This is a genomic window from Cupriavidus numazuensis (genome assembly GCF_905397435.1).
Taxonomy (GTDB): domain Bacteria; phylum Pseudomonadota; class Gammaproteobacteria; order Burkholderiales; family Burkholderiaceae; genus Cupriavidus; species Cupriavidus numazuensis.
The window spans coordinates 51,700-74,847 of the sequence record NZ_CAJPVI010000001.1 but is presented as its reverse complement, the minus strand read 5'-3'; the positions used below and the strand labels follow the sequence as shown (position 1 = coordinate 74,847).

Genomic DNA, 23,148 nt, shown 5'->3' with positions numbered 1-23,148 from the left:
GCAGCCATCCCCGGAAGCAACCATGCTGGAAACCCTTCTCAAACGGCTGCTGCAGAGCATTGTGGTGCTCTGGATCATGTCCGTCCTGACCTTCTGCGCCGTGAACCTGATCGGCGATCCGGTGCACCTGCTGGTGAGCCCGACGGCGACCGAGCAGGAGATTGCCGAGGCGCGTCACTCGCTCGGGCTGGACTTGCCTGTGGAGCAGCAGTACCTGCATTTCGTGCAGGGCGCGCTGCATGGCGACCTCGGCGATTCGTTCATCTACAACCGGCCCGCGATCGAGTTGATCGTCAGCCGCGTGCCAGCCACGCTGGAACTGGCGGTGACCGCGCTGCTGCTGTCGCTGGCCATCGGCATCCCGATGGGCATCTTCGCGGGCCTGAAGCCTGCCAGCCGGCTGTCGCGGCTGCTGATGGCGTGCTCGCTCGGCGGCGTGATCATGCCGACATTCTGGATCGGCATGATCGGCATCCTCGTGTTTTCCGTGAATCTGGGCTGGCTGCCCTCAGGCGGACGCGGGCCGGTCAGCACGGTGCTCGGCATGCCACTGTCCGTGACGAGCTGGGAAGGCATCCGCTTCCTGCTGCTGCCGGCGCTGACGCTGTCGCTGTTCAAGATCTCGCTGGTGGCACGCCTGACCGAAGCCGGCACGCGCGAGGTGGCGGGGCAGGAGTACATCAAGTTCGCCCGAGCGAAGGGCGTGGGCGGTGCGCGGCTGGTGCTGCGCCATGTGGTGCCCAATGTGCTGATCCCGATCGTGACCGTGGTCGGGCTCGAGTTCGGCCATCTGATCGCGTTCTCGGTCGTGACCGAATCGGTGTTCTCGTGGCCCGGCATGGGCAAGCTGATCATCGACTCGGTGCTGGCGCTGGACCGGCCGGTTGTCGTGGCTTACCTGCTCGTTACGCTGGTGTTATTCGTGGTGCTCAACCTGATCGTCGACCTGCTTTACGTGTTGCTCGATCCGCGCCTGCGCCACAAGGCAGCCTGAGCCTTTTTCCTGAACCTGTCATTCGCCAAGTTTCCCGATGTCCATCCCTGCAACTGAACCCGGTACGACGGGTGCGCCGCTGGCGTCTGTGAACGCGCCGGGCACAGCGTCCGCGCGGCCGCATCGGCCGTCTTTTCTCTCACGCTTCGCACGCAACCGCGTGGCGGCGGCAGCGCTGGCGCTCTTGCTGGCGCTCATGCTGGTCGCCGTGTTCGCCGGCGTGATCAGCCCGCAGAATCCATATGACCTGGCCACCGTGTCCGTCATCGATTCCGAACTGCCGCCCGGCGCGGTTGGCTATGACGGCCAGATGCGCTACTGGCTCGGCACCGACGGTGCAGGGCGAGACCTGGTCAGTGCCATCTTCTATGGCATCCGCATCAGTGTTGGCGTCGGTGTGATCAGCGCCGTGGTGGCGCTTGTGCTGGGTGCGGCGATCGGCCTGATCGCAGCCTACTGCGGCGGCGTGGTCGACGCGGTGATCATGCGCATCGTGGACCTGCAGCTGAGCCTGCCGGCGATTCTCGTCGCGCTGATCCTGCTGGCGGTGCTCGGGCAGGGCGTGGACAAGACGCTGATGGCGCTGGTGATCGTGCAATGGGCGTACTTCGCGCGGACCGTGCGCGCATCGGCACAGGTCGAGCGGCGCAAGGACTACGTCGAAGCGGCGCTCGGCCAGGGGCTGCCCGCGTGGCGTGTGATGTTCCGCCACATCCTGCCGAACTGCATGGCACCGCTGGTGGTGACCGCGACGCTGCAGATCGCGCACGCGATCACGCTGGAAGCGACCATGAGCTTCCTAGGCATTGGCCTGCCGCGCACGCAGCCGTCGCTGGGCATGCTGATCGCCAATGGCTTCGAATACATGCTGTCGAACAAGTACTGGATCAGCATTTTCCCGGGCGTGGCGCTGGTGCTGCTGATCGGCGCCATCAACCTGGTGGGCGACCGGCTGCGCCGCGTGCTCAACCCGCGCAACGAGGGCTGAGGAGAGAAATCATGGCACTGCTGGAAGTCAACGGCCTGACCACGCGCTTCGCCCTGGAGCACGGCGCGGTCACTGCGGTCGACAATGTTTCTTTCTCGCTGAACGCGGGAGAAATCCTCGGCATCGTCGGCGAGTCCGGCTCGGGCAAGTCGGTTACGGCGTTCTCGCTGATGAACCTGCTCGATCCGCCTGGACGCGTCACTGACGGCACAGTCCGCTTCAAGGGGCAGGACCTGCGCGCGTGCACGCCGCGCCAGTGGCAGGCGCTGCGCGGCGACCGTATCGCGATGGTGTTCCAGGACCCGATGATGTCGCTCAACCCGGTCATGCGCATCGGCGCGCAGCTGATCGAGACGGTGCGCGTGCATCACCGCTGCTCGCACACGGAAGCGCATGACCGTGCCGTCGATGCGCTGAAGAAGGTGGGCATTCCCGCGCCGCAGGAACGCATGCAGGCGTATCCGCACGAGCTGTCGGGCGGCATGCGCCAGCGCGTGGCGATTGCCAATGCGCTCATCAACCAGCCAGACCTGATCATCGCCGATGAGCCTACGACCGCGCTCGACGTGACCATCCAGGCGCAAATCCTGTTCGAGATGAAGCAGCTCGTGCGCGAGACCGGCGCGGCCGTGATCTGGATCAGCCATGACCTGGCCGTGGTCAAGGATCTCGTCGACCGCGTGTGCGTGATGTACGCGGGGCGTGTGGTGGAGCAGGGGCCAGTGGCGGACGTGATCCGGCAGCCGATGCATCCCTATACGCGCGGCTTGCTCGATTCGCTGCCCGCGCACGAGACGCGCGGCCGCACCTTGCGCGCAATTCCCGGCGCCGCGCCGGCGCTGTATGCCTTGCCGCCCGGTTGCGCATTCGCACCACGCTGCACGCGCGCCAGCGACAGCTGCGCGCAGGCGCCTCTCGAAGTTTCCGTGCGCGGCCGGTCGCTGCGCTGCGTTCACCCCCTGGAGGCGGCATGACTGTCCTGCTCGAAGCGCGCCATCTGCAGAAGCAGTTTTCCCAGAAGCCAGGCCTCATTCGCCGCGTGACGGGACGCGGCAGTGCACAGCCAGCGGTGCATGCGGTCAATGATGTCTCACTGCAGGTTCACAAGGGTGAAGTGCTGGGCGTGGTTGGCGAGTCCGGCTGCGGAAAATCGACGCTGGGCCGCATGCTTGCCGGTCTGCTCGCGCCCAGTGGCGGCGATGTGCTGTGGGAAGGCGAGCGCGCAGACACGTCCACCGCGTCCTACCACCTGGCGGTGCAGATGGTGTTCCAGAACCCTTATGCATCGCTCAACCCGCGCCTGCGCATCGGCCAGGCCATCACGGAAGGGGCGTTGCATCACGGGCTGATCGGACGCGGGCAGGCGGCGACTTTTGCACGTGAAATGCTTGCGATGGTCGGGCTCGATGCCTCGTATGCCGAACGCTATCCGCACGAGTTCTCCGGCGGCCAGCGCCAGCGCGTGGCCATTGCGCGCGCACTCGCCTTGCAGCCGCGTCTTGTGGTGTGCGACGAGGCCGTGTCCGCGCTCGACGTCTCGGTGCAGGCCCAGGTCATCAACCTGTTCATGGACCTGCGCCGGCAGCAGGACCTGACCTACGTCTTCATCAGCCACAACCTTGCGGTGGTGGAGCACATGTCGGACCGCGTGGTGATCATGTACCTGGGCCGCATCGTCGAAATGGGCGATGCGCGCATGGTCTTTGCGCAACCCAGCCATCCCTACACGCGCGCGCTGCTGGCCGACGCGCCGCGCCTCGACGGCAGCTCCGCGAGCCACCAGCCGATCCAGGGCGAGTTGCCTAGTCCGCTCGCGCCGCCGTCCGGCTGCGCGTTCCATCCGCGTTGCCCGCATGCGAGCGCGCGGTGCGCAGCGGAGGTGCCGCTGTTGCGCGATATCGGTGGCGGCCGCGTGTCGGCGTGCCACCTCAACGAAACAGGCCAGATGAAGGCGGCCTGATCGCGCGCCGCCACGGCGGCGCATTCCACGGGGTTTGCCGCATGGCATCCGTTCCGGTCAACGGCGCGGAGGGCGGCGCTCGCGCTCATGAAGCGTGGCGCATGGCGGCGGGGTTGTTTCGCAAAAAGGGAGAAGGAGAACAGCATGAAGTCATTCAGTTTCATTGGACGAGCGTGCATGGGCGCCGCACTGCTGGCAGCATCGGCCGGCGCGGACGCCGCCATGACGCTCTACGGTCGCATCGATACCGATATCGAATATCAGCGCGGTCCGCGCGGCAATGCGGCGCAGATGGTGGACAACGCATCGCGCTGGGGCATGCGCGGCAACGAGGACCTTGGCGGTTCGCTGCGTGCGGATTTCGGCCTGGAGCAAGGCTTCCAGGCTGACAACGGCACTCCCACCAATCCGCAGTTCCGCAATGCCTTTGTTGGCCTGAGCGGCGTGTTTGGCGCGTTTGCGCTGGGGCGGCTCGATTCCGCGACGTCGGTCGGTTCGCCGATCTATTCGCAAATCACGCAGAACGTCGATTTCGTGATCCACGATGCCGGCGCCACCGCCATCGGCACCAAGGTGCTCAACGCGCGCAACCGCGTATCGAACGCGCTTGGCTACGCGACGCCAGATTTCGGCGGCTTCTCGCTGCGTGCGCGCGTCAACCTGGCCGGGCCGGATCCTGCTACGCCTAATGCCAATTCGCCGGTCAAGTTCGAGGACGATTTCCGCCAGTACGACACGGGGCTGAACTATGCCTCGGGCAACTTCTCCGCGGGCCTGGGCTATTCGCGCGATGCCAAGACCGGCGGACTCGTCGCCAATGATTTCCGCGACAAGATGCAGGCCACGGCCGCCTATGACTTCAAGTTCGTCAACGTGTACGGCGTGTACGGGCGTGACCGCTATGTCGGCACGGCCAGTACGCGCACCGACGTGCGCTACTGGCTCGCCGGCTTCACGGTTCCATACGGCGCGCACAGCCTGACCGTGAACTACATGGAGCGCGACGTGCAGAACAGCACCAGCGGCAGGCTGCGCAAGGCGCAGGCCGGCTATGGCTACCGCCTCAGCAAGCGCACCATGCCTTACGTCTTCTTCGACTACGAAGACGGCAACAACCGCAAGGCCGGAGATACCGTGGTGACCTACGGCATCGGCATCCAGCACAAGTTCTGAGCGGCCGCGCGCCGCCCGCCGTACCGCCATTTCGTACCCGTCTGTCCGTTACATGCCCCATCCCTACACCCTGATCGAACCTGTCGTCGCTGCCTTGCCGCTGGTGGTGGATTCTCCGCACAGCGGTCTCCATCACGACGAGATCCTGCCGATGTCGGCGACCCCGGACCAGTTGCTCACCGGCTGGGACGCCTATGTCGAAGAACTCTTCGGCCACGTACCGCAAGTCGGCGGCACGCTGCTGCACGCGGGCTTTCCGCGCTGGCTGGTGGATGCCAACCGCGCGCGCGACGACCTGGACCCCGATCTGCTGGAAGGACAGATGCCGTATCCGCTGCGCCCCAGTGACAAGGCCCGCAGAGGCATGGGCGTACTACGCCGGCTGGCACTGCCGGGCGTGCCGGTCTATGCATGCAGGCTGCCGGCCGCATTCGCCGAGCAACTGCTCAAGCGGTATTACGATCCGTATCACGCCGCGATTGCCGGTTTGATCTGCACGCAGCACGCGCAGTTCGGCGCGGTCTGGCATATCGACTGCCATTCGATGAAGTCGCGCGGCAATGCGATGAATATCGACAACGGCGCCGCGCGGCCGGATTTCGTGGTGAGCAACCAGGACGGCAAGACCAGTTCGGCCGAGTTCATCGAAGTGGTGGCGGGGTGCCTGCGCGAACTCGGCTACAACGTGTCGGTCAACTGGCCATACAAAGGCGCCGAGCTGATCGGCGCCTACTCGGACCCTGCGCGCGGCCGGCACAGCTTGCAGATCGAGGTCAATCGCGCGCTGTATCTGGACGAGGCACGATTTGTCCGCAGCGAAGGGTTTGCGAGGCTGCGCGCGCACCTCGACCTGCTGCTGGAGGTCGTGGCCGCCTATGTGCGCAGCCAGGTGCCGGCGTTCAGATGACCTTGCCGGGGTTCATCAGCCCCTGCGGGTCCAGTGCCTGCTTGATGGCACGCATCATCGTCAGCTCTACCTCGCTCTTGTAGAGGCGGTTCTCTTCGCGCTTGAGCTGGCCCAGGCCGTGCTCGGCGGAGATCGAGCCGCCGTGGGAATGCACGCTGTCGTGCACGACGCGGTTGACGGCGTCCTGGTTGCGCAGGAAGTCGTCATGATCGACGCCAGCCGGCGGCGATACGTTGTAGTGCAGGTTACCGTCGCCAAGGTGGCCGAAGGTCACCATGCGCGCACCGGGGAACGACACCTGCAAGAGCGCGTCGGTCGTCTCGATGAAGTCGGCCACGCGCGACACAGGCACGGCGATGTCGTGCTTGATGTTCTTGCCTTCCTCGACCTGCGCAAGCGGAATGTGTTCACGCAGGTTCCAGAAATCGCGCGACTGCTGCACGGATTCGGCCACTGCGGCGTCGACGACCACGCCGGCGTCGAAGGCAACCTGCATCAGCTTTTCGAAGATCGCGCGCGCGTGGTCTTCGCTTTCGCTATCGGACAGCTCCATCAGCACGAGTTGCGGATGCACCTCCGAAAACGGGTAGCGCAGCTGCGGGAAGTGCGAGGTGACGAGCTGCATGCTCAGCGCGGACATCAGCTCGAAGCCGGTCAGCATGGCCCCGGCGTGCGTTTGCGCGATAGCCAGCAGCGCCAGCGCCGCACGCGGGCTCGCCACGGCGGCCAGCGCCGTAACGCTTGCGCGTGGCAGCGGAAACAGCTTCATGACCGCAGCCGTAATGATGCCGAGCGTGCCTTCGGCGCCGATGAACAAATCGCGCAGGTCATAGCCCGTGTTGTCCTTGCGCAGGCCGCGCAGGCCGTGCCAGATTTCGCCCTTCGGCGTCACGACTTCCAGCCCCAGGCAGAGTTCGCGGGTATTACCGTAGCGCAGCACCGCGGTGCCGCCCGCGTTCGTGGACAGGTTGCCGCCGATGGTGCAGCTACCCTCGGCCGCGAGACTCAGCGGAAACAGCCTGCCGTGTTCGTGCGCCACGTCCTGCAGATGCTGCAGCACGACGCCGGATTCGACCGTGACGGTGTTATTGAGCGGATCGACCTGCCGTACGCGGTTCAGCCGCTGCAGCGAGATCACCACGGAATCCGTCGTGGCCGGCGTAGCGCCACCGCACAGGCCGGTATTGCCGCCCTGCGGCACCACGGCGATCTTGTGGGCGTGGCACGCATGCACCGCAGCGGCGACTTCCTCGGTATTGGCGGGGCGCAGTACGGCAATGGCATCGCCGGTGTAGCGCTTGCGCCAGTCCGTCAGGTAGGGCGCCTTGTCGGTGGCATCGGTCAGCACATGCTGGGAGCCGAGTGCGGCGCGGCAGAGATCGAGGAAGGAATCGTGGTGCGAGGCAGGCATGTCGTGTCCGGATGCGTCTACTTGCCGGTGTCGGCCGAGGTGGTCTTCATCGCCTTGGCCCGGCGCTTGTACGGGCGCAGGTAGAAGATGGTGCTGAAGAAGAACAGCAGGGTGAGCGCGACCTCGATCCATGCCAGCGTGGAAGAGGGCGCGCGATCGCTGGTGGCGCGCACGATGCCTTCGGTGAAGAACAGCAGGATCAGCATCGACGACCACTGCATGGTGTAGCGGTTGCGCGTGAGCACGCCGCGCAGCGGCAGCAACAGTGGCAGGAACTTGAGGACCAGCCACGAGCCGCCGGGCCGCAGCGGAGCCAGGAACCATTCCCACGCGATGCACAGCAACATCAGGGCGACCAGGCTGCCGACGCTCAGGCGATACAGCGTGGCGTTGTGCAGTGCGCCGTCGCCGATTTCGGGCGCGGCGCTCATGCGCGGCCCCCTGCCAGGCGCAGCGCGGTTTCGGCCAGCCGCTTGCCCATGGCCATGGCCAATGCGGCCTCATCATCGGTGACCGGGCCGCGGTTGTCGCCGTGCGCGTGGTGGCTCGGGCCGTACGGCGTGCCGCCGGCCGTGGTCGTCATCAGCGCCTTCTCGGAATAGGGCAGGCCCATGATCAGCATGCCGTGGTGAAGCAGCGGCAGCATCATCGACAGCAGCGTGGTTTCCTGGCCGCCGTGCAGGCTCCCGGTCGCGGTGAACACGCAGGCCGGCTTGCCGGTGAGCGCGCCCGACAGCCACTGGGCGATGGTGCCGTCGAGGAAGTATTTCATCGGCGCGGCCATATTGCCGAAGCGCGTCGGGCTGCCCAGCGCCAGGCCGGCGCATTCTTCGAGGTCGCGCAATTCGGCATACGGCGGGCCGTCGGCCGGGATGTCGGAAGCGGTGGCTTCGCAGACGGTGGAGACAGGCGGCACCGTGCGCAGGCGCGCCTGGGCGCCGGGGACACTGTCGATGCCGGTGGCGATCAGTTCGGCCAGCTTGCGGGTACTGCCGTGGCGGCTGTAATAGAGGACGAGGATGTCGGTCATGGAACAGGTCGGCGGGCGCTGCCTGAGGCGTATGGCCCGGGGTGTACGGCGGAGGAGCCGGAACAATCCGCGTATTATAGTTGTGCCCCCGCCACGTCAGCGGGGCCACCCCCTATCCACATCACCACACAGGAGCCTGCTGCCGCATGTTTGGAACCCGCGTTGCCCGCCTGCGCAGGGAATGGAGTCTGCAGAAGCTGCGCGCGCTCTCGCGCTACGCGCTGCGCCGCGCGGGCGAAGGCCGCCTGCCCCAGGTTGCCGCCAGTCTCACTTTCACCACCTTCCTGTCGGTCGTGCCGGTGCTGACCGTGGCCTTCGCCTTGCTGGCCGCGTTCCCGGTGTTTCGCGAATTCCGCTCGGACATCGAGACCTTCCTGTTCCAGAACCTGATTCCCGGCAACGTCAGCGAATCGATCTCGCGCTATCTCGGCCAGTTTTCCAAGAGCGCGCGCGGCCTGACGGCCATGGGTCTTGGCGGCCTGATGCTGACATCGGTGCTGACCATGCTGACGGTTGAAGACGCGCTCAACGGGATCTGGCGCGTCAAGCAGCGCAGACCGTTCGCGCAGCGCGTGCTGATGTTCTGGGCCGTACTGACTTTTGGTCCGGTGCTGATCGGCGCAAGCCTGTCGATCAGTTCTTACCTGATCTCGGTGTCTGCCGGCTATGTCGGCAATATGCCGATCGGATTGGGGCTGCTGGTCAGCGCGACGCCTATCGTGCTGTCGGCGCTGGCGTTCGCGTTTCTCTATACCGCGGTCCCCAACGCGTATGTCGAGTGGCGCGACGCCATCGCGGCCGGGCTTGTCGCGGCCATCGCGTTCGAGTTCGCCAAGCGTGGGTTCGGCTATTTCATCACGCATATCCCGACGTACACGGCGGTCTATGGCACCTTTGCGGCGCTGCCGATTTTTCTGCTGTGGATCTACCTGAGCTGGCTGGTGACGCTGCTGGGCGCCACCATCGCCGCCAATCTTCCGGTCGTGCGGCAAGGTCACTGGCGCCGGCGTACCTTCGCCGGCAGTGAGTTTTTCGATGCGCTCGGCGTGCTGCTGCTGCTATACAAGGCGCGCGACGAAGTTCCGCGCAGCGTGGGGGAACTGGACCTGAGCCGCAAGCTGCGCGTGGAGGCCGATTACCTCGGCGTGCTGCTCGGCAAGCTCAAGGCCATGCATCTGATCGGCAAGCTGCAGCAGGAACGCGGGCAGGCGCACTGGGCGCTGCTGTGCGATCCGTCGCAGGTGACGCTGCGGACCTTGTATGACCGGCTGGTGCTGAACCTGCCGCGCTTGCCGCGCACGGCGGTGGCGCAGCAGTTGCAGGGGGCCGAGGTGCTCAAGTCGATCCTGGTCAATCCGCAGCTGGATCAGCCGCTGGACGTGGTGTTCAGGCAGCAGGTTGCCGCTGACCCGCTGGCGAACGGGGCAAATGAGATACCGCGACCCGCCCTGGAGATGGTCCCGCCGGGCAGGCGGGGATAGCAGGGCGACGCCTCCGCCGGGGTGTTCAGAACGGAATCCGCCCCCGCAGGATATCCGCATACATGACCCAGTCCCCCATCAGGCTGTAGAAAGGGTGGCGGAACGTAGCGGGGCGATTTTTCTCGAACACGAAGTGCCCCACCCAGGCAAAGGCGTAACCGGACAGTACCGCGCCGAGCAGCCACCAGGCACTTCCGGTAACCACCAGCATCAGCAGGCAAAGCAATGCCACGGTCGAGCCGGCGAAATGCAAGCGCCGGCAGGTGCGGTCCTGGTGTTCGCTCAGATAGTAGGGGTAGAACGCCGCAAAGCTCTCGAATTCGCGCGTGGGGGCGCCGGCCATGGCTGTCTCCGAATTCTTGTTCTGACAGGCCTAAGTGTAGTCCGCCCGGCGCGGCAGGTGCGGACGGCGCCACGCGGCCCGTCCGCCGGTGGGTTCGCTCAGCGCGCGGCTACCACCTTGCGTGCGAAGGCGGCGAGGGCGTCGAGCACTTCATCCGGCCGCTCACCCATCATGGCGTGGCCGCAAGGCACCGATACCATGCCGGCATTGGCCATCTTCGCAGCGAGCGCCTGCGCGGCCTTGGGCGAGGTCATCATGTCCTTGCTGCCCGTGATGAAGAGCGCCGGGCAAGCCAGCGCCGCGGCAGCTTCCTCGCCATGCGCGTAGCGATTGCAGGCCGTGAAGTCGTTGTGGAACACGTGGACAGACGGATTGTTGCGCGACACTCGCTCCATCAACCGCTGGCTGCCGCCCTGCATCCACGCGCCGGGTCCCGGGGACGACGGCTTGTTGGCCAGGCTCGAATGCGACCACGCGTTGACCATGGCGATGGCCTGATCTTCGCGGTTCAGTGCGGCGTCCAGCAAGGCATCGGATACCTTCATCGGATAAGCCGTCGCCAGCAGCCCGATGCCGCGCACGGCCTGCGGGTGGCGCGCCGCGCATTCGAGCGCGATCAGCGAGCCCATGCTGTGGCCGAACACCAGTGCGGGCGCGGTCACGCCTGCGGCAGCCACCAGCGACATGACCCAGTCGGCCATCTCTTCGACGGTTGCCAGCGGCGCACCCTTGCTGCGGTTATGGCCGGGCAGGTCCACCGCGAGTACCGAGAAGCCGTGGTTGGCGAACCAGCGCGTCTGCAGCGCCCAGACGCTGTGGTCGTTCTGCGCGCCGTGCACGAACACGGCGCAGGGCAGGGTGGGATCGAACGGCTTGCCGCCGGTATAGGCGTAGGCCGGCTGGCCTGCGATCTTCAGTTCCATCAGGCTTGCCCTCCCTTGCCGCTCATGGCCTTCTCGGCGGCCTTCAGGCCGCGCTTGAGGTCGTCGATCAGGTCGTCGGCGTCTTCCAGACCGATCGACAGGCGGATGGTGCCCTCGGTGATGCCGGCGGCCTGCAGCGCGGCGGCATCCATGCGGAAGTGCGTGGTCGAGGCCGGGTGGATCACCAGCGAGCGCGCGTCGCCGACGTTGGCCAGGTGCGAGAACAGCGACAGGCTTTCGATGAAGCGCTTGCCGGCTTCGCGGTTGCCCTTGAGGTTGAAGCTGAACACCGCGCCACAGCCGCGCGGCAGCAGGCGCTTGGCGAGTTCGTAGTCGGGGTGCGATTCCAGTTCCGGATACGCGACCGATTCGACCATCGGGTTCGAGGCCAGGAACTGCACCACGCGCCGGGTGTTCTCGACATGGCGAGCCATGCGCAGCGGCAGCGTTTCCACGCCTTGCAGCAGTTGCCACGCGGCCATCGGGTTCATGCAGGCGCCGAAGTCGCGCAGGCCTTCGCGGCGCGCGCGCAGCAGGAACGGGGCGACCGTGCTTTCCTCGGTGAAGACCATGTTGTGGAAGCCTTCATACGGCTCCGACAGTTCGGGGAAGCGCCCGGAGGCCTCGAAATCGAACGTGCCGCCTTCCACGAGCACGCCGCCGATGGTGGTGCCGTGGCCGCCCAGGAACTTGGTGGCCGAATGGTAGAGCAGGCCCGCGCCGTGGTCGAACGGGCGCAGCAGGTAGGGCGTGGTGAACGTGGAATCGACCAGCAGCGGAATGCCGTTGTCCTGGCCGAGTTGGGCCAGCGTCGGGATGTCCAGCACATCGAGGCCCGGGTTGCCGAGCGATTCGCCAAACAGCAGGCGCGTGTTCGGACGGATGGCGGCGCGCCAGCCGTCGATGTCGCGCGGCTTGACGAAGGTGGTCTCGATGCCGAAGCGGCGCAGCGTGTAGTGCAGCAGGTTTTGCGAGCCGCCATACAACGCGGTGGACGCAACGATATGCGAGCCGGCGCCCATCAGCGTGGCCACGGCCAGATGCAGCGCAGCCTGGCCCGAGGCAGTCGCGATCGCGCCCGCGCCGCCTTCCAGTGCGGCGATGCGTTCTTCCAGCACCGCCACGGTGGGGTTGGAAATGCGCGAGTAAACGTGGCCGGCGCGCTCCATGTTGAACAGCGAGGCGGCATGCTCGCTGTCCTTGAACACGAACGAGGTGCTCAGGTGGATGGGCGTGGCCCGGGCCCCGGTGGCGGGGTCGGGGGCGGCGCCGGCGTGCAGCGCCAGCGTGTCAAAACGGGTACCAGACATGGCGATTCGGGCGAGAGTTGTCTCCGGGCTGCATCGTAGCACCGTGCGTGAGACGGTGGGGCCATCCGCCCGGAAACCGGCCTGTGCTTTACTTATGCGGCCGATTTCGGCTAGGATCGGCGCACGGGCACCCCCTTGCCCGCGCATATTCCAATTTCCCAGCAACAGAAAATATCAGGCATCAGGCCCCATCGGGCGCCATGCCGCAGGCACCGGTAGCGGAGACAAACATGAAAGTCAGCGACATCCTCCAGATCAAGGGCAATACGCTCTACACCGTGACGCCTGACACCGCATTGCTGGTTGCCGTCCACACCATGGCCGAGCACGACATCGGCTCGCTGGTGGTGATGGAATACGGCGACCTGGTCGGCATGCTGACCTTCCGCGAGATCATCGAGACGCTGGCCAAGAACGGCGGCAGCGTCGGCACTACCAGCATCCGCAAGGTAATGGACGATGCGCCGCTCACCTGCACCATGGAGACCGACGTCAACGAGGTCCGCCGCATGATGCTGGAGCGTCACACCCGCTACCTGCCGATCCTCGACAACCGCACGCTGATGGGCGTGATCTCGTTCTACGACGTGGCCAAGGCCGTGGTGGAAGACCAGAGCTTCGAGAACAAGATGCTCAAGGCCTATATCCGCGACTGGCCCGAAGAGCGCGCTGACTGAGCAACGCCTGGCCGGGCGCGTCCCGGCCCGGTGCAGTCCGGCCATGCGCTGATGGCAGGGTGGCGGCCGGAAAGCCGCCCCGGCAGAATCCCGGGGCCAACCGATCCGGGCCCGCGGGCCTGCCAACATGAGCCAACACAGCCAGTTCCGACTGCTCGGCGCGCGCCGTTTCGCCCCGTTTTTCTGGACCCAGTTCCTGGGGGCGATGAATGACAACGTCTTCAAGGTCGCCTTCACCTCTCTGGTGACCTACCACACGGCACTGTTCGAGGGCGTGGACGCCCGCAGCGCCGCGTTCCTGATCTCGGCGATCTTCATCGCGCCGTTCGTCCTGTTTTCGGCGACCAGCGGTCAGATTGCCGACAAGATCGAAAAGTCGCGCCTGATCCGGCTGGTGAAGTCGCTCGAGATCGCCATCATGGTGCTCGGCTGCGCCGGCTTCGCCTGGCACAGCGCCACGCTGCTCTATACGGGCACGTTCCTGATGGGGCTGCATTCCACGCTGTTCGGGCCGGTCAAGTTTGCCTACCTGCCGCAGCATCTGGACGAAACCGAACTGGTTGGCGGCAACGGGTTGGTCGAGATGGGCACCTTCGTCGCGATCCTGATTGGCACGCTGATCGGCGGCGAAATGGCGGGGTTTGAGCAGGGCGGCAAGCTCATGGGGCCGCTTTACGTCGGTATCGCTTGTATCGGCATTGCTGTCGCAGGGCGCGTCGTGTCCCGCGGCGTGCCCGTGTCACCCGCACCGCAGCCCGACCTGCGCATCAACTGGAACCCGTTCACGGAGACCTGGCGCAACCTGATGCTCGCTCGCGAAAACCGCACGGTCTTCCTGAGCCTGCTCGGTATCTCATGGCTGTGGTTCCTCGGCGCGACGTTCCTGACGTCGTTCTTCAGCTTTGCCAAGGACGTGCTCGGCGGCGACCAGAATGTGGTGACGCTGCTGCTCGCGGTGTTCTCGATCGGCATCGGTATTGGCTCGCTGCTGTGCGAACGGCTGTCGGGCCGGCATGTCGAGATCGGCCTGGTGCCGTTCGGTTCGATCGGCATGACGGTGTTTGCGGTGGACCTGTACTTCGCCAGCCACGGGCAGGCGAGCGGCGCGCTGACGGGCATCGGCGGCTTCCTTGCCGAGCCGCGCCACTGGCGCGTGCTGGCGGACCTGCTGCTGCTCGCGATGTTCGGCGGTTTCTACAGCGTGCCGCTGTATGCGCTGATCCAGAGCCGCAGCGCGCCGACGCACCGCGCCCGGATCATCGCCGCCAACAACATCCTCAACAGCTTCTTCATGATCGGCGCCTCGCTGCTCGGCGTAGCGCTCACGCAGGCCGGCTTCAGTATTCCGGAGCTGTTCCTGGTGGTGGGGCTGCTCAATGCGCTGGTTGCCATCTATATCTACTCGCTCGTACCGGAATTCCTGCTGCGCTTCGTGGCCTGGATCCTGGTCCATACGGTGTACCGGCTGCGTCGCGTGAATGCCGAACGTATCCCGGCAGAAGGCCCCGCTGTGCTGGTCTGCAACCACGTGAGCTTCGCCGATGCGGTGGTGCTGATGGCCGCCAGCCCGCGCCCGGTGCGCTTCGTGATGGACTATCGCATCTTCAAGGTCCCGTTGATGTCGTCGTTCTTCCGGCATGCGCGCGCCATTCCGATCGCGCCCGCGCATGAAGATCCCGCGCTGCTGGCCAAGGCCTACGACGACGTGGCCGCTGCGTTGCAGGACGGCGACCTGGTCTGCATCTTCCCGGAAGGCAAGATCACCGCCAACGGTGAGATCAATCCGTTCAAGCAGGGTGTGCAGCAGATCATCCAGCGCACGCCGGTCACGGTGGTGCCGATGGCGCTGCGCGGCCTGTGGGGCAGCTTCTTCTCGCGCAAGGGCGGCGCGGCCATGACCCGGCCGTTCCGGCGCGGCATCCTGAGCCGGCTGGAACTGGTCGTGGGCGAGCCGGTGCCGCCGGAACGCGCCACGCCGGAGGGCCTGCAGCAGATGGTGACCGCGCTGCGCGGCGAATGGCGCTAGCCGGCGCCCTGACGGAATCCTTCCCGACCTCCATGCTCACGCTCTACACATTCGGACCCGCGTTTGGCCTTCCCGACGCCAGCCCGTTCGTCACCAAGGCCGAAATGCTGCTCAAGCTCGCCGGCCTGCCGTACGAGACCAGGCGCGGCAGCCTGCGGCGCGCGCCCAAGGGCAAGCTGCCCTATCTCGACGATATGGGGCGCATCGTGGCCGATTCCACGCTGATCCGCTGGCATATCGAGAAGACCTACCATATCGACTTCGATGCCGGCCTCGACCCGGAAGCACGCGGCATCGCGTGGGCCGCCGAGAAGCTCATGGAGGACAACCTGTACTGGGCCGTGGCGCGCGTACGTTGGCTTGATGAAGCGAACTTCGAGCGCGGGCCTGCGCAGTTCTTCCGTGGCGTGCCCGCGCCGATGCGTGGGCTGGCCGAGCGGCTCGTACGGCACAAAATTCGTCGAACCTTGTGGAACCAGGGGCTCGGGCGGCACAACGAGGAAGAGCTGGTTGCCTTGGCGAACAAGGGTGTGACGTCGATCGCGGACATTCTCGGTGACCGGCAATACCTGATGGGCAACAAGCCATGCGGCGCCGATGCCACGTTGTTCGCATTCGCCGGCAGCCTGCTGTGCCCGGTGTTCGACACGCCGATCCGCACCGCCGCTGAAAGGCATGCCAACCTCGTCGCCTACGTCGAGCGCATGCGCCAGGAGTTCTATCCCGAATTCGATCCCGCCGCGGCGCTGGGCGGCGAACTGTCGCGCCGCTGAACGGCAAGCGGACGCAGAAGCGGCGGCAATGGCCTTACAATGTAGGCCGTCCCTCATTTCTGTGCGGTTTCCATCATGTCCGGCAATACCCTTGGCCTGCTCTTCACTGTCACCACATTCGGCGAATCGCACGGGCCCGCCATTGGCGCGGTGGTGGATGGTTGCCCGCCGGGCATGGATCTGACCGAGGCCGATATCCAGGGCGACCTGGACCGCCGCAAGCCGGGCACCTCGCGGCACGTCACGCAGCGCAAGGAGCCGGACCAGGTCGAGATCCTGTCGGGGGTGTTCGAAGGCAAGACCACGGGCACGCCGATCTGCCTGCTGATCCGTAACACCGACCAGCGCAGCAAGGACTACGGCAATATCGTCGAGACCTTCCGTCCCGGCCATGCCGACTACACCTACTGGCAGAAGTACGGCATTCGCGACTATCGCGGCGGCGGCCGCTCGTCGGCGCGCCTGACCGCACCAGTCGTGGCGGCGGGGGCCGTGGCCAAGAAGTGGCTGCGCGAGCAGTTCGGCACGGAAATCCGGGGCTATATGTCGAAACTGGGCGAGATCGAGGTGCCGTTCAGCGACTGGTCGCATGTGCCCGAGAACCCGTTCTTCGCCGCCAATGCGGACATCGTGCCGGAACTCGAAACCTATATGGACGCGCTGCGCCGCGACGGCGATTCGGTCGGCGCGCGCATCGAAGTCGTCGCCAGCAATGTGCCCGTGGGCCTTGGCGAGCCGCTGTTCGACCGCCTCGATGCCGATATCGCGCACGCGATGATGGGCCTCAACGCCGTCAAGGGCGTGGAGATTGGCGCCGGCTTCAGGAGCGTGGAGCAACGCGGCAGCGAGCATGGCGACGAGCTGACCGCGCAGGGTTTCCGCGGCAATAACGCGGGCGGCATCCTGGGCGGCATTTCCACGGGCCAGGACATCACCGTGTCGCTGGCGATCAAGCCGACTTCCAGCATCCGCACGCCGCGCGAGTCGATCGACAAGGCCGGCAATGCCGCGACCGTCGAGACCTTTGGCCGCCACGACCCGTGCGTGGGCATTCGCGCGACGCCGATCGCCGAGGCGCTGCTCGCGCTGGTGTTGGTCGATCATGCGCTGCGCCATCGCGCGCAGTGCGGCGACGTCAAGGTGGATACGCCGCGCATCCCCGCGCAGGCCCCTGGCCAGCCGGGCTGAGTTGGCCGCGGCGCCCGAGACCGTCAGCGCTGTTCCGGCGCGGCCCGAGTATGGCCGCTTCGGTCTCTTCTATCTGGGGTACTACGGCTACGTCGGCGTGATTTCGCCGTTCGTCAGTCTGTTCTTTGCCGCGCGTGGTTTCAACGCCGTGCAGATCGGCGTGCTGATGGCCTCGTTCCAGTTCAGCCGCATCCTGGGCCCCTACCTGTGGGGCTGGCTCTCGGACATGATGCACACGCGCGTGCGCATCCTGCGTTTCACGGCGGTCGGCGCGCTGGCGGCGTTCCTTGCGCTGCCGGCCGTGCATAGCTACGGCGGCATGATGGCGATGATGGTGGCCATCAGCCTCATCACCAGCGCAATGTCGCCGCTCGGCGATGCCCTGACCATTTCGACGCTGCGACGCTACGGCGCGTTCGACCACCGCTATGGCCGCATCCGCATGTTCGGGTCGGTCGGTTTCATCGCAGCCGTACTGGCGGGCGGCGCGCTGTTCCAGCAATTCGGCATGCAGGCCTTTCCGTGGGTCGCCAGCACGATGCTCGCGATCCTGATGGCGATGGTGTTCGGCATGCGCGACGCGCCCGACGAGGGTCCGCGCGTTCGCCCGCCGCCGGCACTGCCATTGCTGCGCCGGCCCGACGTGGCGTGGTTCTTCGCGTCCGCCTTCCTGATGATGTTCGCGCACGCGGCGCTGTACGTGTTCTATTCGCTCTACCTGGAACGCCTGGGCTACAGCAAGTTCGCGATCGGCGTGATGTGGACGATCGGCGTGGTCGCTGAGATCGTGTTCTTCTACTTCCAGGGCCGGTTGTTCGCGCGCGTGCCACTGGGGACGATCCTGGCCGGGACGTTCGTGCTGGCCGCGGTGCGTTTTGGATTGACCGGTTACTTTCCCGAGGCCTTGTGGCTGATGGCCGCCGTGCAGGTGTTGCACGCCGCCACGTTTGCCGCGCACCACAGCGCGAGCCTCAAGCGCCTGCAGCACTGGTTCGCAGGGCCGCTGCAGGGCAGGGGGCAGGCGCTATACACGGGGATTTCCTACGGCGTCGGCGGCACACTGGGCGGGCTGGTGATGGGCTGGACCTGGAAGGTGCTGGCACCCGCGCACACCTTCGGTCTTGCGGCGGCCGCTGCCGCCGCGGGCGCCATCTGCGCCGCGATGAGTTTTCGCAGCCGCCCAGGCGCGGCTTAGGGCAATTCGGCAGCGACGCGTTCGGCGATGGCGAGCGAAGAGGTCAACCCCGGCGACTCGATGCCGAACAGGTGAACCAGTCCCGGCACGCCGTGCACGGCGGGGCCATCGATGCGGAAATCGGCAGCAGTTTCGTGCGGGCCGCTGATCTTCGGGCGGATGCCGGCATAGCCAGGCTGGAGCGCCCCGTCGGCGAGCGCCGGCCAGTAGCGGCGTACCTCGTCATAGAAGCTGTCTGCGTCGGTGGGATCGACGCTGTACTCGATGTCGTCGATCCATCGCACATTCGGGCCAAATCGGGCTTGCCCGCCCATGTCGATCGTCAGGTGCACGCCGAGGCCGGCGGCTTCGGGCACCGGATAGATCAGCCGCGAAAACGGCGCACGCCCGGCCAGCGTGAAATAGCAGCCCTTGGCGTAGTACTGCGGCGGGATGTGGTCTTCCGGCATGCCGTCGATACGGCGAGCCAGTTCGGGCGCGGTCAGGCCGGCCGAGTTGACGACCGACCGGGCTAGCAGCGTGGTGCTGCCGCCGTCTTCGCTGCCGACTTCGAGTTCGATGCCGGCCGGCGTGATGGCGCCGCGCAGCACCGGCGACTGTACGGCCAGCATCGCGCCCGCGTTTTCGGCGTCGCCGAGCAGCGCTGTCATCAAGCCGTGGCTGTCGACGATACCGGTCGATGGCGAGAGCAGGGCAGCGTGGCACTGCAGTTGCGGCTCCAGCGCCTGTGCTTCGGCTCGGGTCAGCAACTGCATGTCATGCACGCCATTGGCTGCTGCCTTGGCGCGGATGCCCTCCAGCGTGGCGACCTGCGCCTCGCTCGTGGCGACGATCAGCTTGCCGCAGCGCTGGTGGGGAACGTGGTGCGAGGCGCAGTACTCGTACAGCATCTCTTTGCCGCGCACGCATAGTTCAGCCTTGAGCGAGCCGGCCGGATAGTAGATGCCGGCGTGGATTACCTCGCTGTTGCGCGCACTGGTAATGGTGCCGAACGCATTTTCGGCCTCCAGGATGATCACTTCGCGCCCGTTCTGTGCCAGTGCCCTGGCGACTGCAAGTCCGACAACGCCTGCACCGATCACCACGCAATCCACGTTCTCCATGGTCTTTTCCTTGTTCTGGTTGATGCTGTTTCCGATCTGCGACTGATCCTCAGGCCAGGCGAAGGCCCAGCCGTCCGGCGGCGGCGTTCAGGTGGTCGAGTGCCGCCTGCCGCGCAGTGGCCGGGTTGCCGCTGGCAATGGCGTCTACCAGCGCCGCGTGTTCCGTATCCGCGGCGCGCGCGGCGCCGTCCCGAGCCTGCAGGCGGGCCGTGTTTTCCCAGGCGCGCTGGCGCGCGGCCAGCATCTGCTGGCTGACGAAATCGGTCAGCCCGGTGAAGCAGGGGTTGTGCGCGGCCTGGGCGATGGCGTGGTGAAACGCGATATCGGCAGCGGCCGCGGCCGCGAAATCGCCGGCCTGATCGCGCATGTTGGTCAGTGCCTCGCGAATCTGCAGGAGATCCGCCTCAGTCCTGCGCGCCGCCGCCATTTCGGCGCACGCGGTTTCCACGACCATGCGCAGTTCGAACAACTGAGCCAGCGTCGGACCGCCATCCGGCGCGCTGGCGACACGCCACGCTTGTCCGCCCGGCGTATCGGAGACATAGGCGCCGGCGCCCTTGCGCGTTACCAGAATGCCGTCTGCCTTCAGCAGTGCAATGGCCTCGCGCACGATCGGGCGGCTCACGCCGAACGTTCCGGCCAGCGCTGACTCGGCGGGCAGGCGCGCGCCGGTGGCGAACCGGCCCGCGGCAATGTCTTCGCGCAGCGACTGGGCAATGCGGTTGGCCAGCGAGGCCGGGCGCGGCAGGATATCCACGATCATATTGTAGATGTCAGGTTGTCAGACAGATTTAGCGAATTCTGCCGGTCGGAGCGTTCATCGTCAAGAGGCCTCGGATGGGCTCAAAAAGTCGCTTAATGTTTCCGGATATCCGTCGATATGAAACGGGTGGCGCATACTGCTCAGTTGGCGGTCGTCACGCAATCTCTCAGGCCTTGGGCCGCATCGCATGCCGGAGTAATCATGATCCATCTCTCGCCCAACGATCTTCCCGTAGGGGCGCCCTTGCCCTGGTCGCTGCTGGACGGCGATGGCAATCTGGTGCTGGGCAGCGGCAACGTCATTCCCGATACGCGCGATGTGGCGCTGGTGTTCCGCCATGGCGATCTGTGCCGCCTGGAGGCGGATTCGGGCGAGGATCCCCAGGACGATCCGCTTCCGCCGGGCCCGCTGGGGCTGCAGGTCGGGACACTCTTGCACGTCAAGCAGCCCGGCGACAACAGCCGCGCCGCAGCCAGCCGCCTGATCGGCTTCGTCGAGCAGGGCCTGTTCATGACCTGGCCCCAACTGGGTGGGCGCGACCTGCCGGTGCAGGCCGGCGATACGCTGCTGCTGCGCGGCTTCTCGGGCCGCGTCATCCACAGCTTTACCTCGACGATCACCGCGGTCTGCCGCAGCCCGTTCCGCTATCTGGTGCTCTCGGCGCCGTCGCAGCTTGACCAGATGCCGGTGCGCAAGGCGGCGCGCGTGCCGACCCGGCTGGCGGCCTACATGACGCAGTCGCAGGAAGGTTTTCAGGACGCGGGTCACGACGCGTTTTCCGCCGAGATGGCCAATGGTGCTGCGCGCCTGGTGATGGTCTCGGATCTCAGTACTGGCGGGGCGCAGGTGCATGCCGCCGGACCGGCGCCGGTCACGGGCAGTCGCGTACAGTTGCGTTTCCGCCTGCGTACCGCATCGCTCGACAGCGAGATCGTGGCCGATGCCTGGGTCCGCGCCGTTACCAGCGACAATGCCGACGCCGAGTTTCCGTCGTTCGGCATTTCGTTCGACGTACTGGGTGAACGCGAGATGACCTTGCTTCAGTGCTTCATCTACGAGCAGTTGCTGACCAGCAGCGGTCTGGGCGTCCACCGCTGACACACCGCATCAAACGAAAAGAGGCACCTGAAGGTGCCTCTTTTCGTTTGGAGGCCCGGCCAATGGCCGGGCACAGCCCTTACATGTTCACGTAGTTCGGACCACCACCGCCTTCCGGCGTGACCCACACGATGTTCTGCGTCGGGTCCTTGATGTCGCAGGTCTTGCAGTGCACGCAGTTCTGCGCATTGATCTGCAGACGCTCCTTGCCGGAGGTTTCGTCCTGCACGAACTCGTACACGCCGGCCGGGCAGTAGCGGCTTTCGGGGCCAGCAAACTTTTCCCAGTTGACGTTGACCGGCACGCTGGCGTCCTTGAGCGTCAGGTGAGCCGGCTGGTTCTCTTCGTGGTTCGTGTTGCTGATAAACACCGAGCTCAGGCGGTCGAAGGTCAGCTTGCCGTCCGGCTTCGGGTAGACGATCTTCTCGCACTCGGCTGCCGGCTTCAGGTAGACGTGGTCCGGCTTGGTGCGGTGGATGGTCCAGGGCGGGTTGCGGATGCCGAGCTTCGGCAGCAGCCATTGCTCGATGCCGGTCATCAGCGTGGCCGTGGTGCGGCCCTTCTTGAACCACTGCTTGAAGTTCTTGGCCTGCAGCAGTTCCTTGTGCAGCCAGCTCTGCTCGAAGGCAGCCGGGTAGGCGGTCAGTTCGTCGCCCTGACGGCCGGCTTGCAGCGCGTCATAGGCGGCTTCAGCAGCCATCATGCCAGTCTTGATTGCGGCGTGGCTGCCCTTGATGCGCGAGGCGTTCAGGTAGCCAGCGTCGCAGCCGACCAGCGCGCCGCCCGGGAATACGGTCTTGGGCAGCGACAGCAGGCCGCCTGCGGTAATCGCGCGCGCGCCGTAGGACAGGCGCTTGCCGCCTTCGAAGAACGTACGGATCTCCGGATGGGTCTTGAAGCGCTGGAATTCCTCGAACGGCGAGAGCCACGGGTTGGTGTAGTCCAGGCCGACGACAAAGCCTACCGCGACCTTGTTGTCTTCCATGTGGTACAGGAACGAGCCGCCGTAGGTAGCCGGATCCAGCGGCCAGCCGGCCGTGTGAACGACCAGGCCGGGCTTGTGCTTGGCTGGGTCGATTTCCCACAGTTCCTTGATGCCGATACCGTAGCTCTGCGGGTCCTTGCCGGCGTCGAGCTTGAACTTCGCGATCAGCTGCTTGCCCAGGTGGCCGCGCGCGCCTTCGGCGAAGATCGTGTACTTGGCATGCAGTTCCATGCCGAGCTGGAAGTTGTCGGTGGGCTCGCCTTCCTTGCCGATGCCCATGTTGCCGGTGGCCACGCCCTTGACCGAGCCGTCTTCGTTGTAGAGCACTTCAGCGGCGGGGAAGCCGGGGAAGATTTCCACGCCCAGCGCTTCGGCCTGCTGGCCCAGCCAGCGCGTGACGTTGGACAGGCTGACGATGTAGTTGCCGTGGTTGTGGAAGCATTCCGGCAGCAGCGCGTTCGGGGTGCCCTTGGAGCCGGACTCGTTGAGGAACAGGAAGCGGTCCTCGGTGACGGGCTGGTTCAGCGGCGCGCCCAGTTCCTTCCAGTTCGGGAACAGTTCATTGAGTGCGCGGGGGTCCATGATGGCGCCAGACAGGATGTGCGCGCCGGGCTCCGAGCCCTTTTCGAGCACGCAGACGTTGACGTCGTTGCCCTTCTCCTGTGCCAGTTGCTTGAGGCGGATGGCCGTGGCCAGGCCGGCAGGACCGCCGCCGACGATGACCACATCGTATTCCATGGCCTCACGTGGCCCGAACTGCTCCAGGAGCTGCTGCTGATCCATTGTCTCTAACCCTCTGTTTCTTGGCGCCTTGCCTGCA

At 65.9% G+C, this 23,148-nt stretch carries 22 protein-coding genes; 13 read left to right on the top strand and 9 right to left on the bottom strand.

Annotated features, from left to right (window positions below; all coding sequences use genetic code 11):
- Positions 1–22 precede the first annotated feature (22 nt).
- The 6 genes from KHO41_RS00345 to KHO41_RS00320 all read left to right on the top strand — a co-directional run bounded on the left by KHO41_RS00345 (position 23) and on the right by KHO41_RS00320 (position 6,022).
- Positions 23–994, top strand: coding sequence for an ABC transporter permease (locus KHO41_RS00345; RefSeq protein ID WP_211951327.1), 972 nt, complete (start codon positions 23–25; stop codon positions 992–994).
- 37 nt (positions 995–1,031) lie between these two features.
- Positions 1,032–1,982, top strand: coding sequence for an ABC transporter permease (locus KHO41_RS00340; RefSeq protein ID WP_211951326.1), 951 nt, complete (start codon positions 1,032–1,034; stop codon positions 1,980–1,982).
- 11 nt (positions 1,983–1,993) lie between these two features.
- Positions 1,994–2,956: an ABC transporter ATP-binding protein gene (locus KHO41_RS00335; protein ID WP_211951325.1), complete on the top strand. Its 963-nt coding sequence runs from the start codon at positions 1,994–1,996 to the stop codon at positions 2,954–2,956.
- Positions 2,953–3,942, top strand: coding sequence for an ABC transporter ATP-binding protein (locus tag KHO41_RS00330; protein ID WP_211951324.1), 990 nt, complete (start codon positions 2,953–2,955; stop codon positions 3,940–3,942). Before KHO41_RS00335 ends, KHO41_RS00330 begins: the two co-directional genes overlap by 4 nt.
- 144 nt (positions 3,943–4,086) lie before the next feature.
- Positions 4,087–5,115, top strand: a complete 1,029-nt coding sequence (locus KHO41_RS00325; protein WP_211951323.1) for a porin — start codon at positions 4,087–4,089, stop codon at positions 5,113–5,115.
- A 52-nt stretch (positions 5,116–5,167) separates the two neighbouring features.
- Entirely contained in the window at positions 5,168–6,022 is an 855-nt protein-coding gene (locus tag KHO41_RS00320) for an N-formylglutamate amidohydrolase (protein WP_211951322.1), read from the top strand.
- Here the strand turns inward: KHO41_RS00320 and KHO41_RS00315 are convergent.
- The 3 genes from KHO41_RS00315 to wrbA are packed head-to-tail and all read right to left on the bottom strand — an operon-like array spanning position 6,015 to position 8,463.
- Positions 6,015–7,433: an FAD-binding oxidoreductase gene (locus tag KHO41_RS00315; RefSeq protein ID WP_211951321.1), complete on the bottom strand. Its 1,419-nt coding sequence runs from the start codon at positions 7,431–7,433 to the stop codon at positions 6,015–6,017. The genes KHO41_RS00320 and KHO41_RS00315 overlap by 8 nt on opposite strands.
- Before the next feature lie 17 nt (positions 7,434–7,450).
- A complete protein-coding gene (locus tag KHO41_RS00310; RefSeq protein WP_211951320.1) occupies positions 7,451–7,864 on the bottom strand; it encodes a DUF2069 domain-containing protein in 414 nt (137 codons plus the stop codon).
- Complete coding sequence (wrbA, locus tag KHO41_RS00305; protein ID WP_211951319.1) at positions 7,861–8,463, bottom strand: NAD(P)H:quinone oxidoreductase; 603 nt, start codon at positions 8,461–8,463, stop codon at positions 7,861–7,863. The genes KHO41_RS00310 and wrbA overlap by 4 nt, the downstream gene beginning before the upstream one ends.
- 146 nt (positions 8,464–8,609) lie before the next feature.
- Between wrbA and KHO41_RS00300 the strand changes: the two genes are divergently transcribed.
- A complete protein-coding gene (locus tag KHO41_RS00300) occupies positions 8,610–9,944 on the top strand; it encodes a YihY family inner membrane protein (protein ID WP_211951318.1) in 1,335 nt (444 codons plus the stop codon).
- A 25-nt stretch (positions 9,945–9,969) separates the two neighbouring features.
- Here KHO41_RS00300 and KHO41_RS00295 read toward each other — a convergent pair whose 3' ends face one another.
- The 3 genes from KHO41_RS00295 to KHO41_RS00285 all read right to left on the bottom strand — a co-directional run bounded on the left by KHO41_RS00295 (position 9,970) and on the right by KHO41_RS00285 (position 12,520).
- Positions 9,970–10,287, bottom strand: coding sequence for an Mpo1-like protein (locus KHO41_RS00295; RefSeq protein ID WP_211951317.1), 318 nt, complete (start codon positions 10,285–10,287; stop codon positions 9,970–9,972).
- 98 nt (positions 10,288–10,385) lie between these two features.
- Positions 10,386–11,210: an alpha/beta fold hydrolase gene (locus tag KHO41_RS00290; RefSeq protein WP_211951316.1), complete on the bottom strand. Its 825-nt coding sequence runs from the start codon at positions 11,208–11,210 to the stop codon at positions 10,386–10,388.
- Positions 11,210–12,520: an O-acetylhomoserine aminocarboxypropyltransferase gene (locus KHO41_RS00285; RefSeq protein ID WP_011297425.1), complete on the bottom strand. Its 1,311-nt coding sequence runs from the start codon at positions 12,518–12,520 to the stop codon at positions 11,210–11,212. Before KHO41_RS00285 ends, KHO41_RS00290 begins: the two co-directional genes overlap by 1 nt.
- Positions 12,521–12,750: 230 nt before the next feature.
- Between KHO41_RS00285 and KHO41_RS00280 the strand changes: the two genes are divergently transcribed.
- The 5 genes from KHO41_RS00280 (at position 12,751) to KHO41_RS00260 (ending at position 18,379) form a co-directional block, all read left to right on the top strand.
- Positions 12,751–13,197 carry a CBS domain-containing protein gene (locus tag KHO41_RS00280; protein ID WP_011297426.1) on the top strand — a complete coding sequence of 149 codons (447 nt, stop codon included), beginning with the start codon at positions 12,751–12,753 and terminating at the stop codon, positions 13,195–13,197.
- A gap of 127 nt (positions 13,198–13,324) precedes the next feature.
- A complete protein-coding gene (locus KHO41_RS00275) occupies positions 13,325–15,223 on the top strand; it encodes an MFS transporter (RefSeq protein ID WP_211951315.1) in 1,899 nt (632 codons plus the stop codon).
- Positions 15,224–15,255: 32 nt separating this feature from the next.
- Entirely contained in the window at positions 15,256–15,996 is a 741-nt protein-coding gene (locus KHO41_RS00270; protein WP_211951629.1) for a glutathione S-transferase C-terminal domain-containing protein, read from the top strand.
- 75 nt (positions 15,997–16,071) lie between these two features.
- Entirely contained in the window at positions 16,072–17,184 is a 1,113-nt protein-coding gene (gene aroC, locus KHO41_RS00265; protein ID WP_211951314.1) for a chorismate synthase, read from the top strand.
- 1 nt (position 17,185) lies between these two features.
- Positions 17,186–18,379 carry an MFS transporter gene (locus tag KHO41_RS00260; protein WP_211951313.1) on the top strand — a complete coding sequence of 398 codons (1,194 nt, stop codon included), beginning with the start codon at positions 17,186–17,188 and terminating at the stop codon, positions 18,377–18,379.
- On the opposite strand, the gene KHO41_RS00255 is transcribed toward KHO41_RS00260, so the two are convergent.
- Positions 18,376–19,482, bottom strand: coding sequence for an NAD(P)/FAD-dependent oxidoreductase (locus tag KHO41_RS00255; RefSeq protein WP_211951312.1), 1,107 nt, complete (start codon positions 19,480–19,482; stop codon positions 18,376–18,378). The two genes, KHO41_RS00260 and KHO41_RS00255, sit on opposite strands and share 4 nt — an antisense overlap.
- Positions 19,483–19,531: 49 nt before the next feature.
- The gene (locus tag KHO41_RS00250) at positions 19,532–20,239 is read right to left on the bottom strand and encodes a FadR/GntR family transcriptional regulator (protein WP_211951628.1); all 708 of its coding nucleotides are present in this window, start codon (positions 20,237–20,239) and stop codon (positions 19,532–19,534) included.
- A gap of 207 nt (positions 20,240–20,446) precedes the next feature.
- Between KHO41_RS00250 and KHO41_RS00245 the strand changes: the two genes are divergently transcribed.
- On the top strand, positions 20,447–21,343 hold the full coding sequence (locus tag KHO41_RS00245) for a flagellar brake protein (RefSeq protein ID WP_211951311.1): 897 nt from the start codon (positions 20,447–20,449) through the stop codon (positions 21,341–21,343).
- A 79-nt stretch (positions 21,344–21,422) separates the two neighbouring features.
- Here KHO41_RS00245 and KHO41_RS00240 read toward each other — a convergent pair whose 3' ends face one another.
- Positions 21,423–23,111, bottom strand: coding sequence for an electron transfer flavoprotein-ubiquinone oxidoreductase (locus tag KHO41_RS00240; protein ID WP_211951310.1), 1,689 nt, complete (start codon positions 23,109–23,111; stop codon positions 21,423–21,425).
- Positions 23,112–23,148: the final 37 nt, after the last annotated feature.

Coding starts and splice junctions, on each gene's coding strand:
- KHO41_RS00335 (WP_211951325.1), top strand. CDS start 1,994: ATGGCACTGCTGGAAGTCAACGGCCTGACCACGCGCTTCGCCCTGGAG.
- KHO41_RS00285 (WP_011297425.1), bottom strand. CDS start 12,520: ATGTCTGGTACCCGTTTTGACACGCTGGCGCTGCACGCCGGCGCCGCC.
- KHO41_RS00295 (WP_211951317.1), bottom strand. CDS start 10,287: ATGGCCGGCGCCCCCACGCGCGAATTCGAGAGCTTTGCGGCGTTCTAC.
- KHO41_RS00310 (WP_211951320.1), bottom strand. CDS start 7,864: ATGAGCGCCGCGCCCGAAATCGGCGACGGCGCACTGCACAACGCCACG.
- KHO41_RS00325 (WP_211951323.1), top strand. CDS start 4,087: ATGAAGTCATTCAGTTTCATTGGACGAGCGTGCATGGGCGCCGCACTG.
- KHO41_RS00245 (WP_211951311.1), top strand. CDS start 20,447: ATGATCCATCTCTCGCCCAACGATCTTCCCGTAGGGGCGCCCTTGCCC.
- KHO41_RS00280 (WP_011297426.1), top strand. CDS start 12,751: ATGAAAGTCAGCGACATCCTCCAGATCAAGGGCAATACGCTCTACACC.
- KHO41_RS00330 (WP_211951324.1), top strand. CDS start 2,953: ATGACTGTCCTGCTCGAAGCGCGCCATCTGCAGAAGCAGTTTTCCCAG.
- KHO41_RS00300 (WP_211951318.1), top strand. CDS start 8,610: ATGTTTGGAACCCGCGTTGCCCGCCTGCGCAGGGAATGGAGTCTGCAG.
- KHO41_RS00270 (WP_211951629.1), top strand. CDS start 15,256: ATGCTCACGCTCTACACATTCGGACCCGCGTTTGGCCTTCCCGACGCC.
- wrbA (WP_211951319.1), bottom strand. CDS start 8,463: ATGACCGACATCCTCGTCCTCTATTACAGCCGCCACGGCAGTACCCGC.
- KHO41_RS00240 (WP_211951310.1), bottom strand. CDS start 23,111: ATGGATCAGCAGCAGCTCCTGGAGCAGTTCGGGCCACGTGAGGCCATG.
- KHO41_RS00315 (WP_211951321.1), bottom strand. CDS start 7,433: ATGCCTGCCTCGCACCACGATTCCTTCCTCGATCTCTGCCGCGCCGCA.
- KHO41_RS00345 (WP_211951327.1), top strand. CDS start 23: ATGCTGGAAACCCTTCTCAAACGGCTGCTGCAGAGCATTGTGGTGCTC.
- KHO41_RS00320 (WP_211951322.1), top strand. CDS start 5,168: ATGCCCCATCCCTACACCCTGATCGAACCTGTCGTCGCTGCCTTGCCG.
- KHO41_RS00275 (WP_211951315.1), top strand. CDS start 13,325: ATGAGCCAACACAGCCAGTTCCGACTGCTCGGCGCGCGCCGTTTCGCC.
- KHO41_RS00340 (WP_211951326.1), top strand. CDS start 1,032: ATGTCCATCCCTGCAACTGAACCCGGTACGACGGGTGCGCCGCTGGCG.
- KHO41_RS00255 (WP_211951312.1), bottom strand. CDS start 19,482: ATGGAGAACGTGGATTGCGTGGTGATCGGTGCAGGCGTTGTCGGACTT.
- aroC (WP_211951314.1), top strand. CDS start 16,072: ATGTCCGGCAATACCCTTGGCCTGCTCTTCACTGTCACCACATTCGGC.
- KHO41_RS00290 (WP_211951316.1), bottom strand. CDS start 11,210: ATGGAACTGAAGATCGCAGGCCAGCCGGCCTACGCCTATACCGGCGGC.